General features: G+C 44.1%; 14 protein-coding genes. 13 read left to right on the top strand and 1 reads right to left on the bottom strand.

The genetic code is table 11. The features are described from left to right. Positions 1-123 precede the first annotated feature (123 nt). The gene (locus tag EGC80_RS10165) at positions 124-2124 is read left to right on the top strand and encodes a cytochrome c/FTR1 family iron permease (protein ID WP_233768629.1); all 2001 of its coding nucleotides are present in this window, start codon (positions 124-126) and stop codon (positions 2122-2124) included. 176 nt (positions 2125-2300) lie between these two features. On the opposite strand, the gene EGC80_RS10160 is transcribed toward EGC80_RS10165, so the two are convergent. Then, a complete protein-coding gene (locus EGC80_RS10160) occupies positions 2301-2714 on the bottom strand; it encodes a hypothetical protein (protein WP_101034513.1) in 414 nt (137 codons plus the stop codon). A gap of 319 nt (positions 2715-3033) precedes the next feature. Here EGC80_RS10160 and EGC80_RS10155 point away from each other — a divergent pair, with 319 nt between their 5' ends. The 12 genes from EGC80_RS10155 (at position 3034) to EGC80_RS10100 (ending at position 16197) form a co-directional block, all read left to right on the top strand. Next, on the top strand, positions 3034-5316 hold the full coding sequence (locus EGC80_RS10155) for a TonB-dependent receptor (protein ID WP_233768654.1): 2283 nt from the start codon (positions 3034-3036) through the stop codon (positions 5314-5316). An 11-nt stretch (positions 5317-5327) separates the two neighbouring features. Beyond that, positions 5328-7481 carry an FAD-dependent oxidoreductase gene (locus EGC80_RS10150; protein ID WP_124012251.1) on the top strand — a complete coding sequence of 718 codons (2154 nt, stop codon included), beginning with the start codon at positions 5328-5330 and terminating at the stop codon, positions 7479-7481. A gap of 219 nt (positions 7482-7700) precedes the next feature. Then, the gene (locus tag EGC80_RS10145) at positions 7701-8522 is read left to right on the top strand and encodes a DUF547 domain-containing protein (protein ID WP_124012667.1); all 822 of its coding nucleotides are present in this window, start codon (positions 7701-7703) and stop codon (positions 8520-8522) included. Next, a complete protein-coding gene (locus EGC80_RS10140) occupies positions 8509-9801 on the top strand; it encodes an ABC transporter substrate-binding protein (RefSeq protein ID WP_124012252.1) in 1293 nt (430 codons plus the stop codon). Before EGC80_RS10145 ends, EGC80_RS10140 begins: the two co-directional genes overlap by 14 nt. Then, positions 9798-10022, top strand: coding sequence for a hypothetical protein (locus EGC80_RS10135; protein ID WP_206191823.1), 225 nt, complete (start codon positions 9798-9800; stop codon positions 10020-10022). Before EGC80_RS10140 ends, EGC80_RS10135 begins: the two co-directional genes overlap by 4 nt. Beyond that, entirely contained in the window at positions 10019-10243 is a 225-nt protein-coding gene (locus EGC80_RS10130; protein WP_124012253.1) for a hypothetical protein, read from the top strand. Before EGC80_RS10135 ends, EGC80_RS10130 begins: the two co-directional genes overlap by 4 nt. Further along, on the top strand, positions 10240-11946 hold the full coding sequence (locus EGC80_RS10125) for an ABC transporter permease (protein WP_124012668.1): 1707 nt from the start codon (positions 10240-10242) through the stop codon (positions 11944-11946). Before EGC80_RS10130 ends, EGC80_RS10125 begins: the two co-directional genes overlap by 4 nt. A gap of 8 nt (positions 11947-11954) precedes the next feature. Beyond that, positions 11955-12611 (top strand): ATP-binding cassette domain-containing protein, encoded by a 657-nt coding sequence (locus tag EGC80_RS10120; RefSeq protein ID WP_124012254.1) that lies wholly within the window; start codon positions 11955-11957, stop codon positions 12609-12611. 100 nt (positions 12612-12711) lie between these two features. Then, the gene (locus EGC80_RS10115; protein WP_124012255.1) at positions 12712-13407 is read left to right on the top strand and encodes a CDP-alcohol phosphatidyltransferase family protein; all 696 of its coding nucleotides are present in this window, start codon (positions 12712-12714) and stop codon (positions 13405-13407) included. Continuing rightward, complete coding sequence (locus EGC80_RS10110) at positions 13404-14216, top strand: sterol desaturase family protein (RefSeq protein WP_101034508.1); 813 nt, start codon at positions 13404-13406, stop codon at positions 14214-14216. The genes EGC80_RS10115 and EGC80_RS10110 overlap by 4 nt, the downstream gene beginning before the upstream one ends. Positions 14217-14399: 183 nt before the next feature. Beyond that, entirely contained in the window at positions 14400-15092 is a 693-nt protein-coding gene (locus EGC80_RS10105) for a 5'-methylthioadenosine/adenosylhomocysteine nucleosidase (RefSeq protein WP_101034507.1), read from the top strand. A 97-nt stretch (positions 15093-15189) separates the two neighbouring features. Further along, entirely contained in the window at positions 15190-16197 is a 1008-nt protein-coding gene (locus EGC80_RS10100) for a cobalamin biosynthesis protein (RefSeq protein ID WP_124012256.1), read from the top strand. Positions 16198-16219 lie beyond the last annotated feature (22 nt).

Raw genomic sequence — 16219 nt, 5'->3', positions numbered from 1 at the left:
CGCCCTCACCAGCACAGTTTCAGAATGATTGATAAGCCGCCAACAAGAAAGTAGAATGCTAATCATTATCATTTATTCAATTAGTTTACAGAATAATTCTTTCATTCCTATTAAGGCAATACCTTGAATACTTTCTTAAGCAGCATCACGTTATGGCGACAACAGCTTACATCTTCAGTCTTCAATAAGTGCCTACTAATTGTCATTAGTTCGGTGTTTTCAACCTCATTATGGGCGCAAAGTCCGGCAGTCACGTCACAAGAGATATCACCAGAGACATCTCAAGATCGCCTAAAACAAACACGACAAATTCTCCAATTAGCGGAATACATTGGTGTGGATTATTCTGAAGCCATCAGCGCAGGAGAAATTAATAATGCCGATGAGTTTGCTGAAATGCAGCAATTCGCCAGTATCATCATAGAAAAAACCAGCCTGCTCGCTAATGATAAGCCAAATTCGTTAATGACAGATGCACTTCAATTACAACAAGCCATAGCAGACAAATCATCACTGGATGTTATTCAACAGTTTAGTCAAAAAATTCGCAAACAGTTACTAAGCCAGTCTCCCGCCTTAGTACTGCCATCACAGCTGATAGCCAAAGATAATGTTAAGCAACTGTTTATTGAAAATTGCTCAAGCTGTCATGGTGATTTAGGCCAAGGGAATGGGCCACTCGCTAAATCCTTATCACCTCAGCCGACTAATTTTACTGACCAAGAACGGGCATTAAATCGTTCGTTATTGGGACTTTTTGATGCGATTTCTGATGGCTTAGATGGCAGTGCTATGCGTGCTTTTAGTGAGTTAAATGATCAACAGCGTTGGTCTCTGACTTTCTATGTTGGCAGCTTAGCTTTTGAGCCAACGGCTGTCACAACGAAGCACATTAAGCAAGATGCTAATATTGAATTACAACAATGGGTCAATAGTAATCCAACACAATTACTTCAGCAAAATGTCGGCATTGATCGCAGTCAACTAGAACGATTACGCTCACAACCTGAGTTGCTATTCCAACATGCAGAGTCACCTATTTCGGTAACGCGCACAAACTTGCAGGCAGCAGTAAAAGCCTATCAAGCTAATGAATTAGCACAAGCACAAACCTTGGCGGTAAGTGCTTACTTAGATGGTTTTGAATTAATTGAAAACAATTTAGATGCTCACGACAGTGGTCTGCGTAAATCAATCGAAACCAAGCTGCTTAATTTTAGAAACTTATTGAAAACAACAGGTCAAAACACGCTGGTAAATCAACAGTTGAGCAGCATACTGACACAGCTCAATCAAGCCGACACTGTCTTAACCGGACAATCACTATCAAATAACGCTATGTTTTCGGCGGCGTTAATTATCCTGTTACGCGAAGGCTTAGAAGCCCTATTGGTGATCATTGCCTTAATGACAGTGTTAATCAAAACCGAACGTCATGACGCTATTAAATTTGTTCATTTTGGTTGGATATCTGCATTAGCCGCTGGCGTATTAACCTGGTGGGCGGCAGATAACCTCATCAGCATTAGCGGTGCATCTCGGGAGGTAATGGAAGGTGGTGCAGCACTGTTAGCCGCGTTAGTACTGTTTTATGTAGGCTATTGGATGCACAGTAAAACTCAAGGTTCAAAATGGCAAAGTTACCTTAAAAAGAATGTCGATCGTCATTTAAACACCGGAACCTTATGGGGACTGACTGGATTGGCCTTTATTTCGGTATATCGAGAAGTATTTGAAACCATTTTATTCTATCAATCGTTACTGACACAAGCCATTGGATCCGCCAGCAGTAATGAGCAGGTCACTTATTTGGCCTACGGTTTGTTAACTGGCATGGCCATTTTGGCTGTTATTGCTTGGTTAATGATGCGATATTCGGTGAAATTACCCTTGGCACGCTTTTTTGCCGTCAGCTCTTACTTCATGCTTATTTTAGCGTTTATCTTGGCAGGAAAAGGGATTTCAGCGTTACAAGAAGCTGCCATCATTAACCTGACACCTTTCCCTGTTGATGTGTCGATTAGCTGGTTAGGCATAGCCTCAACGTGGCAAGGGTTAACCACACAAATGGTAATTGTAGTGTTATTTAGCTTTTTGGTTATTCGTAATCGTGAGGCTAAATAATGCCTAATTCCAGCTACTTTAAAGCTTAATCGATCCAAGCACTTTAACGTTTAATCTTGCGGGGAGTTCAACGTTTAATTCCAGAGTGTCCCAATAAATAAGGCTGGCTAATAATATTTAGCCAGCCTTTTTATATCGATAAAACGATTTAACTCGAGTTGAGGTAATTTAGGAACTTATTTTACGGTAAATTTGGTATCTTGCTCTCTTAACATATACAAAGCGAAACACGCCGCCCACATTGGCCATGCAGCAAAGAATAATAAATTATTAAAGGCATCAAAATATTGATTGAATGCCGATAACGTTGAAGCACCGTGCATGAGAAAGATCACCCCATAAGTGATCCGTTTTTTAATCCCAAGTACAAACGCAAACACCAATAATAATTGTAGTGCACCCAAAATATACGCTGCGACGTCACTCATGCCACCAATGCCATAGAATTTTTCAAATATCTTCATGCTATGACCAGGATTAACAAACTTATCCACTGTCCACACTAGCAACACCAAAAACACGCCTAGACGTAAAGAGAGTAAAGACCATTGCAATTTACGTTGAACATCGCCGCTAAGTGCTGTTTGCATCATAATTCCTTAAAAATATAAAATAAAGTGGTATCTATCTAAAACTAATCAGCTTTTAATAGGCTAAACTGATCTTTTATTGAAAAATTTCATCAGCCACCAATTGACCGAGTCAAGCGGCACTATGTTGCACATATATTTATGCCATTTAGGTCTAACACTGTAAAAATAGGCATAACATCGTTGAAATAAAACCGTTAATTAGAAGGTCTCTTTAGCCATGTTCATCACTACAGAAAATATTATGTCTATTCAGCGTCACCAAAATCGCTCACTTATTGCGCTAGCCATTAGCGTCGCCTTGTATTCATCGATTACGATGGCGGCTGAAGACACGTCAATAGAAGTCATTCACGTTTCAGGTAAAACGATTAATGACCAAGGATTATCACCTAAAAACACCACGGTAGATGGCCCATTTGGCGATGGCATAGCACTTAAAGATATTGCCCGCTCTGTTACCCCCATCACAAGTGAGATGATTGACCAGCTTAATATTACTGACTTATCAGACATTCAAAAGGTCAGCCCTAATAGCTATTCTGCCAGTGGTTTTGGTGCATCAAGTTTGCCAACAATTCGCGGCCAATTAGGTGAGTTATATCAAGATGGTGTGCGTCGCCAAGCGGGCAACAATGGCTTTGGTGTACCTATGTCATTTAACGCAGTCGACCAAATTGATGTGGTAAAAGGTGCGCCGCCAGTGCTATTAGGCACCAGCCAACGTAATGGTGGATTTGTTAACATACATTCTAAAGTCGCGCCTACTGACGAGCAATTTACTAAGCTCACCCTCTCTGGCGGCAGTTGGGATCATTACCGAGCTCAAATAGATGTTGGCACCGACATTGTCGCCAACCAAAGCGGTGTTCGCTTAAGTGCAGAACATATCGATAATGGCAGCTACTACGATTATTCAGGCTTTAAAAGCGACAGTATTTTTGTCGCATTTAGATTTTTGCCGGACGATGTCAGCACGTGGGACATTAATGTCGAATACTATGATGTTGAGTTTACCGATAACGCGGGGATTAACCGTCCGACTCAAGCATTAATCGATAACGGTTTATACGTGACTGGCCAAGGTGTACAGCCTAATGGCAGTACTATTGCTGGCGCCAATGCCATCGTATCGCCTACCGGGTTAGTTGAGATAGATCGCAGCCAAGTATTAACCGATCCCGACAATATCAATGACGCGCAAACCTTGTTACTCCACAGTACTTATGTGCGTAAACTAAGTAATAAGGCCACGCTTAAAAACATCACTTATTATCAACACTTAGAGCGTGAAGAAATTGCTCAAAACAGTTTTGTTGAAATCATTGATGGTGCAGATACCGCTCAAAACAGAGTGGAACTGGCTTATGAGTGGAATGACGCCCAAAGCACCATTACTGCGGTCGATATTCGCTACAACAAGGTGTTAGGTTACAGCCAATTTACCACCGAGGCTGACTTACCTATCGACTTAACCGGTCCAATTGAAAACCGCCGTATTCCACTTACTGCTGAGCAGCAAGCAAGGCTAGTTGAACTGCGCCCTGGTGTGTTTGTGTCACCTGGCGCCCAATACGATACCAATGCAGATGGCAGTGGCGATTTTTCATTATCTGACACCACTGACTCAACCAGTTGGCAAACGGGTCTAGCCATTCAACATAACAGCCAATGGACCGATAAGTTCTCAACCAGCGTAGGTTATCGTGCCGATTTTTATAATGTAGATGCGCGCGATGCCATTGCCCCCCAAGAACAAGTTGCAGCCAGCGATTCGATAAGTGAAATGCTTGAATCTGGGCAAATCAGTTTGAGCTATCGCATTACTGACGATATCACCACCTATGCAAGCGCCAGTTATAACGAATCAACCTCAAATAGCATGGCAGGCGGCACGACGTTAGGCGCTAATAACCAGATTAGTAGCCAAAATTTTGCCACCGAAAATACCCTTACTGAAATTGGCATTAAATATTCACCCACTGACAGTGCTTGGTATATCGACGGGGCAGTGTTTGACCAAAAACGCAGTCTGCGAAATCGTGACGGCAGCAACACAGGCGTTCGCACTAAAGGTTTTGAAGCCCAAGCCTTTTATGATGCCGACCCATTTTGGTTAAGCGCGGGCTACAGTTATTTAGACGCTCGTTATGATGATTCAGCCAGTAGCCAAGATACGGTACAAGTGGCCGATACCTTTGATAACTCGCGTCCCGATATCATTCAAGGCACAGGTATTGGCGCACCAAACTTCGCTTCATTTGCACCGTCTGACCGCCGTGTACAAGGCTTACCTGAACAAACGTTCACAATTAATGGCGGAATGTCCATTACTGAGAAATGGAAAGCCGGTTTCTCCGGTCTATATACCAAGAGTTACCCATTGGATTATTTAGCGACTGTGTATATTCGCGATCAGTACACGCTAAATATCAACACTCGCTATGACTTTAGCGAGCAAACAAGTTTAAGGCTAGACGTGAATAACATTACTAATCAACAGAACTGGCGCCCAGTATTTGAAGGCGGTTATTTCGGTTCGACCTTGGTTTTCCCTGAATTACCGGTTAACGCCACACTTACCTTACAGCATTCATTTTAAGGCTATTGTTTATGTTTAAAAAAATTGTTTTATTACTCATTGCCACAATATTAGTGGGTCTGTTTTTCTATTTTGACCTACATCAGTTACTGACCCTAGATGGCTTAAAAGGCTCAATGAATGATTTCGACCAATTGCGCGAGCAATCGCCGCTGCTGGTTATTGGCGGGTTCTTTTTACTGTATGTTGCAGTGACGGCATTGTCTCTACCTGGTGCAGCCATTCTCACCATTGCCTCAGGCGCACTATTTGGCATAGTTGAAGGATTAATTATTGCCTCATTTGCCTCAAGTATTGGTGCATTACTGGCATTTTTAGTGTCACGTTACTTGCTACGAGATACCATCAAGCAGCGCTTTCCTGAACGTTTAGCGGCCATTGATGCCGGCATTGAAAGAGAAGGTGGCTTTTATTTATTCACCTTACGCTTAGTGCCTATATTCCCGTTCTTCGTGATTAACTTGTTGATGGGCGTCACCGGGTTTAAATCGTGGACCTTTTACTGGGTTAGCCAAGTCGGTATGTTTTTGGGCACCTTTGTGTATGTTAATGCCGGAACTCAACTGGCACAAATTGACAGTTTAGCGAACATTTTATCATTTAACCTGATTGTGTCATTTGCACTATTAGGTTTATTCCCACTGATTGCTAAGGCGATTGTTAATATGATCAAAAAACGCCGCGTATACAGCAACTGGACCAAGCCCGCCAAATTTGATCGCAACATGATTGTGATTGGCGCCGGCGCAGGAGGTCTTGTCACCAGCTACATTGCCGCTGCAGTGAAAGCCAAAGTCACCTTAATTGAAGCCGGTGAAATGGGCGGTGATTGCTTAAACTATGGCTGTGTGCCGAGTAAAGCGATCATTAAAAGCGCCAAGATAGCCCAGCAGATAAGAAACGCCCATCATTATGGTTTAGAAGACATCACCCCTGAGTTTTCGTTTAAAAAAGTCATGGCACGCGTGCATCAAGTCGTGGCCGATATTGCCCCACACGACAGCGTTGAGCGTTACACCAATTTAGGTGTCGACGTAGTAAAAGGCTATGCTAAATTAGTCGACCCATGGACCGTAGAAATTAGCTACCCAGACGGCAACACCAGCCGCTTAACCGCGCGCAGTATTGTGATTGCCACGGGTGCTCGTCCGTTTGTGCCGCCGTTACCTGGCATTGAAGAAGTCGGCTATGTCACCAGCGATACTTTATGGGATGAATTTGCCAAACTCGATAGCGCACCACAAAAATTAGTGGTCCTCGGCGGCGGTCCAATTGGATCTGAACTGGCCCAAAGTTTTGCCCGTTTAGGATCCAAAGTGACTCAAATTGAAATGGCCGATCGCATCATGATCAAAGAAGATCTTGAAGTGTCTGAATTTGCCACCCAAGCGCTGCAAAAAAGTGGCGTCAACATTTTAACCTCGCACCAAGCGCTGCGTTGTGAGCTGCGTGATGATAAAAAATTCATTATCGTCAAGCATCAAGAGCAAGAACTGGCAATCGAATACGATGAGCTTCTGTGCGCCGTCGGTCGCAGTGCCCGCTTAGACGGTTACGGTTTAGAAGCATTAGGCATCGAAACCAATCGCACCATTGTTACTAATGAATATTTAGAAACCTTATACCCCAACATTTACGCTGCAGGCGACATTGTTGGCCCGTACCAATTTACCCATGTGGCCGCTCATCAAGGCTGGTATGCCGCAGTGAATGCGTTATTTGGTCAATTTAAAAAGTTTAAAGTCGATTATCGCGTCATCCCATGGACCACCTTTATCGACCCAGAAGTAGCCCGTGTCGGTATTAACGAATACGAAGCCAAGCAGCAAGGCATTGATTACGAAGTCACTCGGTTTGACTTTGCCGAATTAGACCGAGCCATTACCGACAGTGCGACCGACGGTTTTATTAAGGTGATCACCCCTAAAGGCAAGGACAAAATCTTAGGCGTTACCATTGTCTCGGAGCATGCTGGTGACTTAATTGCTGAGTTTGTATTAGCAATGAAACACGGATTAGGACTCAATAAAATTTTAGGCACCATTCACAGCTACCCGACTTGGGCTGAAGGTAACAAATCCGCCGCCGGTGAATGGAAGCGTAACCACGCGCCAGAAACAGTGCTGGGCTGGTTAGAAAAATACCACACATGGCGTCGTGGTTAATGGTTTAAAGACAGTGTTGATGAAGCTATATGCCCATTAACATCAATGCTTTAGAGGCTAACAAATTATGGCGTCAGCTAAAGAGAGATGAGTTGACGCCTATTGTGTGACAACACTGATTAATGAGTACACACAGAATAGGCAAGAGTAATGGCACAAACAGTAAGTGAGCAAAACATGATGAATAAAATAGTAAAGGTATTTTCAACTGCAGTGGTTATGTTCGCTGTTGTTTTTAACTCACTGAGTTTTGCCGCTGAATCGCAGCCATCGGTTACGACCCAAGTTGCAGCGGCAGCGGCGCAACAGACGTTACACCAAGACTGGCAGTACTTAGTTAGCCAACATGTACAACCCATAAACCAAGGTCACAGTAGCGCGGTAGATTACTCTGCTATGCAACAAGACCATGCCAAATTGCAGGGCTATTTGACACAACTCAGTCACATTACTCAAACTGAATTCGATGCTTGGGATAAATCGTCACAATTAGCATTTTTAATCAATGCTTACAACGCGTGGTCGCTTGAACTTATCTTAACCCAGTACCCTGATATCGACTCCATCAAAGACTTGGGCGGATTATTTAGCTCACCTTGGGATAAAAGCTTTATCCCATTATTGGGTAAAACCCGCAGCCTCAACGATATTGAACATAAATTGATCCGCGGTAGCGATCGATATAATGAGCCTAGAATTCATTTTGCGGTAAACTGTGCCAGCATAGGTTGCCCTGCGCTGCGTGAAGAAGCTTACACAGGCGCCAAGCTTGAGCAGCAACTAAACGCACAAACTGAGCGTTTTCTTAGCGACAACAGCCGAAACTACGCCAAAGGCGATACGGTCTATTTGTCAGCCATTTTTAAATGGTATGGTGAAGATTTTACCCAAGGCTTTGGCGGCGCGGATTCGATCGATGCCTTTTTATTACTGTATCCTAGCGCATTAAAGCTCAGTCCAGCACTTCAAACTACTGCAGAAAAGCAGCAATTGGATATCGATTTTTTAGATTATGATTGGTCGCTTAATGTCGCTCGATAAGATCATTTTTTTAATAAAAAGGCCTAAAGCTATACTGCATATTGTTGCAGCAACCGCATTGGGCTTTTTTATATGCGCCAGTTTTGGGGCTGGTGTGGCTTATGCCAAAACCAATGAGCAAGCAGCATGGTCAGACATTGAAGCACGTGGTGCAAATCAAGAGGTGTATTTTCATGCTTGGGGCGGCGATCCACAAATCAATAGGTATATTCAGTGGGTTGCGGATCAGCTTGACCAGCAATATCACATCAAATTACATCATGTAAAACTGACCGACACCAGTGAAGCGGTCAGTCGCGTACTGGCAGAAAAATCCGCTGCTAACGACCATAATGGTCAAGTGGATCTCGTGTGGATTAATGGCGAGAACTTTGCCGCGATGGCAAAACATCAATTGCTCACCCCTAACTGGGTGCCTCAATTACCCAACTTTAGTTTAACCGATCCAGACAATAATCCTGCCATGACCCGCGACTTTGGTGTGCCTACATTAGGCATGGAAGCACCTTGGGGCAAAGCCGCGTTAACCTTTTATTACGACAATCTTGTTAGCCAAACGCCGCCACAAACATTGCCACAGTTAAGCCAGTGGACACAACAACATCCAGGCCGATTTACCTATCCTAAGCCGCCTGACTTTTTGGCTATGAGCTTTTTAAAATACGCCTTAATTGTGCTCAATAGTTCACAACCTGCGGCGATTAAAAATCTACTTTATCAACCTGCCACAGCGCAAAGCCAAGCGTTGTTGTTACCTGTGCTTTGGCAATATTTAGATAAATTACATCCCAATTTATGGCGTAAAGGCCAACACTTTATGTCCAGCGGCATGGCGCTGCGCCGCTTAATGGGTGATAGCGAATTGGCATTGGCATTTACCTTTTCAGCCGCCGATGTTCCAGCAGCAGTGGCGCGCTTTGACTTGCCAGACAGCATCCGCAGTTATCGCATGCGTGATGGCAGCTTGAGTAATATCCATTTTATTGCCATTCCATATAATGCGACGCATATTGACAGCGCTAAACTGGCGGTTAATTTTTTACTCAGCCCAGAGGCTCAAGCGAAAAAACAACAACCTAGCGTATGGGGCGATACCAGTGTCATCGCACAATCGCAACTACCCGCAACGCAACAAGCTTGGTTTCAACCGCCAACCCAGTCTCACCCCAGTGCCATTATCGCCAACCAAGATAGTAGCCCAGCATTGAGCGAACCGGACCCAAGTTGGACCAAGGTGATCGCAACCCAGTGGCTACAACGCTATGGGGTAATGCGATGATGACATCCGCAAGTGGATTCAAAACACTGGTGAGCAGCAGTCCATACGTAATATCGTCATTACCAGCAACGCAACAAGCCTGGTTTCAACCGCCAACCCAGTCTCACCCCAGTGCCATTATCGCCAACCAAGATAGTAGCCCAGCATTGAGCGAACCGGACCCAAGTTGGACCAAGGTGATCGCAACCCAGTGGCTACAACGCTATGGGGTAATGCGATGATGACATCCGCAAGTGGATTTAAAACACTGGTGCGCAGCAGTCCATACGTAATATCGCCATTACCGGCTGCGCAACAAGCGTCGTTTCAGCCGCCAACCCAGTCACACCCTAGCGCCCAAATGGCTAATCAAGAGAGTAGCCCAGCATTAGGCGAACCGGATCCGAGCTGGACCAAGGTGATCGCAACCCAGTGGCTACAACGCTATGGGGTAATGCGATGATGACGTCCACCAGTGGATTTACAACCTTAGTGCGCAGCAGTCCATATTTAATGATGGCGTTATTGGTGATCCCGGTACTGAGCGGCTTAATTGCCGTTATTTTGCCTGCTTTTGGCTGGTTTCCGGTATTAGGTCATACTCAGTTCAGCGTGGCTGGTTTTGTCGATCTATGGCAAACACCGGGTCTTGGCTATATGGCATTACTCAGCGTATCGACCAGTTTTATCAGTACCTTACTGGCATTTGTGATCACCATTTTAATATTAGGCAGTTACTTTACTAGCCCTTGGCTCGGCTATATTCAACGACTGTTAGGGCCTATTTTAGTCATCCCCCATGCGGCTGCCGCAATTGCAATTGGCTTTTTAATTACCCCATCGGGCATGTTATCTCGGATTGTGTCACCTTGGCTAAGCGGATGGGATGCACCGCCTGATTGGCTGTATCCTCACGATGCGATGGGCCTGAGCATTATTATTGGGCTGACGCTAAAAGAACTCCCCTTTCTATTACTGATGGCACTTGGGGTATTAGCACAACCCGAATTAGGTCATACCTTGCGCGCTCAACATCGAGTGGCATTAAGCCTAGGTTATTGCCCAATGACCGCTTTTTTCAAAGTGGTGTTACCGAGCTTATACCCGTTTTTACGCTTACCGATATTGGCCGTGCTCGCCTATGCCAGTGCCAGTGTCGAAATTCCATTAATTTTGGGTCCTAATAGCCCACCGACACTTGCCGTTGCCATTATGCAGTGGTTCCATGATGTTGACTTAAGCTTACGAATAAAAGCGTCAGCAGGCGCCATATTACAAATTGTACTGACATTACTCTTGCTACTGAGTTGGTGGCTGCTCGAAAAACTAATAAAAAAAGCCTCCCAAACCATGCTTATCAACGGCCAACGTGAGTATGCTGGCGCCATTATGCAAAACATCACTCATGTGCTTACTGTGGTGATAATCAGTGCCATTGGTTTGGCATTAATCGGCATGATGTTATGGTCTGTTGCCGGTTTCTGGCATTTCCCTACGGTATTGCCGCAACAATTTGTCAGTTTACATTGGCAGTCGGCATTACAACAAATGCACACGCCATTACTAGACACAGTTTTGATTGGTGTTTGTGCCACCAGCTTGGCAATCATTTTGACCTTATTTACTCTGGAGGCTGAGCAATACACAGGTAAAATGGTGTCGAGATTAAGCAGTGTGATCATTTATTTACCCCTGCTTATCCCCAGCATTGCGTTTCTATTTGGTTTGGTGTGGTTATTGGAGCAAATCAACAGCCATCACAGCTTCATCAATGTGGTGCTAGCGCATCTGTTGTTTGTATTGCCTTATGTGTTTTTGTCGCTGTCCAGTAGCTACCGCCGTTTAGACCCACGCTTTAGCACCGTCGCCGCCAGTTTGGGGGCGAGCGAAGCAAAAATATTCTGGCAAATTAAACTGCCTATGTTGCTAGCGCCTATTTTGATTGCCTGCGCATTAGGATTAGCCATTAGTTTTAGTCAATATTTACCCACATTACTGGCGGGGGGTGGGCGCATTAATACCATTACTACCGAAGCGGTTTCGCTCGCCAATGGCGGCAGTCGTCGCACCAGTGCTGTGTATGCATTAGTGCAAATGGCCCTCCCTGCCCTTGGTTTTTTACTGGCATGGTTACTGCCAAAAATGCTATTTAGACATCGCGAATAAGGAAACTAATGCAAACTCGTTCAACGGTGATCTCAGAGGAAGTCCCTTCGCTATCCATTGATGATCTAACCTTATATCGACAACAGCAGTTGCTGTTATCATTAAATGAAACCATTCAAGGCGGTGAAATCCTCACCATCATGGGACCGTCTGGAAGCGGTAAATCGACCTTGTTAAACTGGTTAACCGGTATGTTACCAAAAGGCTTTCACGCTACGGGAAAGCTGTACTTAAATGGTCAACACATTACTGATACCGCCAGCCATTTACGCCGTATTGGTTTATTGTACCAAGACCCTTTGCTGTTCCCACATTTAACCGTGGCAGGTAACATTAGTTTTGCTATGCCCAAAGGGCCTAAAGCACAGCGACAAACTACCATTAGCCAAGCATTAACCCAAGTGGGTCTGGGTGGGTTAGAGCAACGGAGTGTGCAAAGTTTATCTGGCGGCCAACAAGCAAGAGTGGCATTGTTACGCGTATTACTGAGTCAACCTAAAGCCATTTTATTGGATGAGCCATTTAGTAAACTCGACAGTCAATTACGCCAAGAAACCAGACAATTGGTGTTTGATCAAATACGCCAACATCAGTTACCCGCCATCATGGTAACGCACGATCAAACCGATGCGGACGCCGCCCAAGGCAAAGTGATTTCACTTTGATAAAGGGTACTGATGTCATTAACCTTATGGTTAACGATATGAACTAAATTTATATAAGCCACTGATTTGACATAAACCACAACTTAATTGGAAACGACCCATGTTAGATAAATTTATTACGCCAGTGATTAAACAAATATTATCCCCGGTAGTGGTGTTACTCGCTAAGCAAAAAGTGCACCCAGACCAATTGACATTAGTCGGTTTTGGTTTAGGAATGCTGGCCGTGCCGTTTCTCGTAATGCAGCAGTGGTATACGGCATTATTTTTTATTGCCCTCAATCGTATTATTGATGGCCTTGATGGCGCCCTCGCGCGCTATCAAAAACACACCAGCGCAGCAGGCGGTTTCTTAGATATTTGCGTCGACTTTGTATTTTACGCCGCCATCCCATTAGGATTTGCCTTAGCCAACCCTAATGAAAATGCCCTAGCCGCAGCGGTTTTATTAACCGTATTTATTGGTACCGGCTCAAGTTTTTTGGCTTTTGCGATACCAGCAGAGCAGCTTAATCTGCCTCGACCACAATTTGCCAATAAGAGTTTCTATTATTTAAATGGCTTAACCGAAGGCACAGAAACCATCGCCTTTTTTGTCGCCTTTTGTTTATGGCCAGCCTATTTCCCAGAACTGGCATACAGTTTTGCATTTTTAGGCGCGATTACCATTTTTACTCGTATACATGGCGGTTATCACACATTGAAGAATCATACCGTTAAAGAATCAGGCTCAAAGAAAATTGAAGCTAACAAACCTGCCGTTAAGGAAACGGCCATTGAGGAGCCTAGAATATGATAGATGAAATGGCGGCAATCCGATTAGGCGTGTTTATAACAATTCTTGCATTGATGATGGGTCTAGAACTGCTATTCCCCGCAAGAACCCTAGCTAAAACCCCACAAACTGCCACCATGGCAACACGCTGGTTTGGCAACTTTGGCTTATTAGTCATTGCCTCTGTGATGGCAAGATTAATACTGCCACTGGGTTTAGCAGGTTTTGCCCTGTATACCACGCAGCAGCAATGGGGAGTATTGCATTATATTAGCCTGCCGCATTGGGCAAATATTGCCATAAGCCTACTGTTACTCGATCTGCTTATTTACTGGCAACATCGGCTATTTCATCGCATTCCTTTATTGTGGCGCTTACATAAAGTGCATCACGCAGATCGGCTGGTCGACAGCACTACCGCGCTGCGCTTTCATCCATTTGAAATCATCGCCAGTCTTGGCATTAAAGCTCTGGCGATTATGTTATTAGGGATATCTGCTGAGGCCGTCATACTGTTTGAAATCTTGCTTAATGGATTTGCAATTTTTAACCACGCCAACATCCGTTTACCCAAACCACTGGAAAAAGTGGCTCGTTATGTCATTGTGACCCAAGCGCTCCATAGGATACATCACAGCCAAATTATGGCCGAAAGTAACACTAACTTTGGTTTTAGTATTATTTGGTGGGACCGCTTGTTTGGCACCTATACTAGTGATGCCAGCAAAACCGATAACCAAATTGATATTGGGTTAACGGATTACCCCAATGCAAAACAAAACGCATGGCTAAGCGGATTATTGTGGATGCCTTTCACCACGAAAAAGTAACTGCTTGTGCCAAAGTAAATCAATACTAATGTTGTATCGTGGCTGAAATTTAACCCAACAACTGAATGAATGTATAAATAGCCAACCAGTCCGCCAACTATTCATTGTGGGTTTTCACTAATTTATCGAGCTCGTGATATATTAATGCCCTTTCGTATTTGCTCATTCAGTTAAGGTTCACTCATGAAAATCGGTATTATTGGCGCAATGGAGCCAGAAGTTGTTCATTTAATCCAAGCCATCGTCGCGCCAGTGCATAGTACTATTGCTGGGATCGAATTTGTTAGCGGTAACATTGCCGGTAAAGAAGTGATCGTTACACGTTCAGGGATCGGTAAAGTGGCTGCCAGCATCGCGACCACATTATTGATAGAAAAATTTGCCGCTACTCATGTGATTAATACCGGTTCTGCTGGCGGCTTTGTTGATACCCTTGCCATTGGTGATATTGTCATTTCATCGGAAGTGCGCCATCACGATGTCGATGTGACTGCCTTTGGCTATGAAATGGGTCAAATGGCACAACAACCAGCAGCATTTATGCCCGATAGCACCTTAGTGACTGCCGCTAAAAAAGCGGTGGCGTCGTTAGGTGAAGTCAACGCCATTGAAGGATTAATTTGTACTGGCGACAGTTTTATTTGTGATCCGGTGCGGACTAAAGTAATGCTCGAAAACTTCCCAACAATGGCGGCCTGTGAAATGGAAGGTGCGGCGATTGCGCAAGTTTGTCACCAATTTAAGATCCCATTTGTGGTTATTCGTTCTTTATCAGACAATGCCAATAATGACTCACCGGTTGATTTTGACTCTTACATTATAAAAGCGGGTTTGCATTCTGCCATGATGGTTATCGCACTGTTACAACAGCTATAATCCATCTAGGCTCTGCTCAGGTTATATAATCTGCATAGTACCTGAGCAGAGCAAACGAAGTCCGATAGATCAACAACAGCCAAGCTATTGAGTCCCTATGGTCAATCAATTATTCAATCCTCAATTACTTAGCCAAGATGGTGGGTTACTGCAAAGCTGTTGTATTTTATTTTGTGCCTTAATATTGGCACGATTTGCCCCTATTCCCAGAGATCTGCAACCCTTATTATGGTTCAACCGCTTAGCCACACTGATAGCCGCTAAAGTGAATCACCCTGAGCGAACTATGAGTCAACAACTTACCGCCGGGATTTTAGCCACGTTGATTTTGATTGTGCCTAGCGGGATTATCGTCAGTTTTTCACTCAGTTTTGCCGCTTACCCATGGTTTTTTGAACTGCTCATTTTGTATTTCTGTTTATGTGATTCTGCTTTTAAGCCCGTGGCAGAAAAAGTGGTCGCTGCAATAAACACCGGCAACAAACAAGAGGCCAAGCAATTACTCTCGCCTTGGGTGAGTCAAAACACCCAAGTGCTATCGATAGTGGGTTTAAGCAAAACCACTATCGAAAAACTGTTTACCACTCCGATTTATGGCACCTTAGCCACTATCTTATTTTTCAGCTTGGGCGGGGCTACGATGGCGTTAGTCGTGCGAATGTTAAGACAATTAGAATATTGCTGGCCTCCGTATCATCCACATTTTCATATTTTTTCTCGTTTTGTCGGTCAGTTTAATCGAGTGATTTTTTTTGTTCCCACCGTGTTATGGCATTGCTCATTAGCCATTCAGTTTGGTCAACTGGGTGTTAGGTCTATTTTATCGCAGCCAATATCGACCCAAGCGGATAAAAATCAGTTAAATAATTATTACAGCAGTTATGCATTGGCGGCTAAATTATTGAAAATAGAACTTGGAGGTCCACAGCAATTTATTGAAAACGGCAAATCCATTCGGGTTGATTTACCTAAGGTAAAATCCGGCCCTTTGCCTGATCATCGCCACATCAGTCAAGCCATAACGATAACTCATACGGCCAACCTCTTTTGGATCAGCTTAACCTTGCTACTGCCGCTTATTTGGACCGGATTAAGATTTATGTAAACCATATAAATCTTGTTTTAAA

Origin of the sequence: Shewanella psychromarinicola (assembly GCF_003855155.1) — a bacterium.
In the GTDB taxonomy this organism is placed as follows: domain Bacteria; phylum Pseudomonadota; class Gammaproteobacteria; order Enterobacterales; family Shewanellaceae; genus Shewanella; species Shewanella psychromarinicola.
The sequence above is the reverse complement of the archived record's forward strand: the minus strand, read 5'-3'. Positions and strand labels throughout refer to the sequence as shown.

Coding starts and splice junctions, on each gene's coding strand:
- EGC80_RS10145 (WP_124012667.1), top strand. CDS start 7,701: ATGTTCGCTGTTGTTTTTAACTCACTGAGTTTTGCCGCTGAATCGCAG.
- EGC80_RS10140 (WP_124012252.1), top strand. CDS start 8,509: ATGTCGCTCGATAAGATCATTTTTTTAATAAAAAGGCCTAAAGCTATA.
- EGC80_RS10150 (WP_124012251.1), top strand. CDS start 5,328: ATGTTTAAAAAAATTGTTTTATTACTCATTGCCACAATATTAGTGGGT.
- EGC80_RS10160 (WP_101034513.1), bottom strand. CDS start 2,714: ATGCAAACAGCACTTAGCGGCGATGTTCAACGTAAATTGCAATGGTCT.
- EGC80_RS10130 (WP_124012253.1), top strand. CDS start 10,019: ATGATGACATCCGCAAGTGGATTTAAAACACTGGTGCGCAGCAGTCCA.
- EGC80_RS10110 (WP_101034508.1), top strand. CDS start 13,404: ATGATAGATGAAATGGCGGCAATCCGATTAGGCGTGTTTATAACAATT.
- EGC80_RS10120 (WP_124012254.1), top strand. CDS start 11,955: ATGCAAACTCGTTCAACGGTGATCTCAGAGGAAGTCCCTTCGCTATCC.
- EGC80_RS10115 (WP_124012255.1), top strand. CDS start 12,712: ATGTTAGATAAATTTATTACGCCAGTGATTAAACAAATATTATCCCCG.
- EGC80_RS10100 (WP_124012256.1), top strand. CDS start 15,190: ATGGTCAATCAATTATTCAATCCTCAATTACTTAGCCAAGATGGTGGG.
- EGC80_RS10125 (WP_124012668.1), top strand. CDS start 10,240: ATGATGACGTCCACCAGTGGATTTACAACCTTAGTGCGCAGCAGTCCA.
- EGC80_RS10105 (WP_101034507.1), top strand. CDS start 14,400: ATGAAAATCGGTATTATTGGCGCAATGGAGCCAGAAGTTGTTCATTTA.
- EGC80_RS10135 (WP_206191823.1), top strand. CDS start 9,798: ATGATGACATCCGCAAGTGGATTCAAAACACTGGTGAGCAGCAGTCCA.
- EGC80_RS10155 (WP_233768654.1), top strand. CDS start 3,034: ATGGCGGCTGAAGACACGTCAATAGAAGTCATTCACGTTTCAGGTAAA.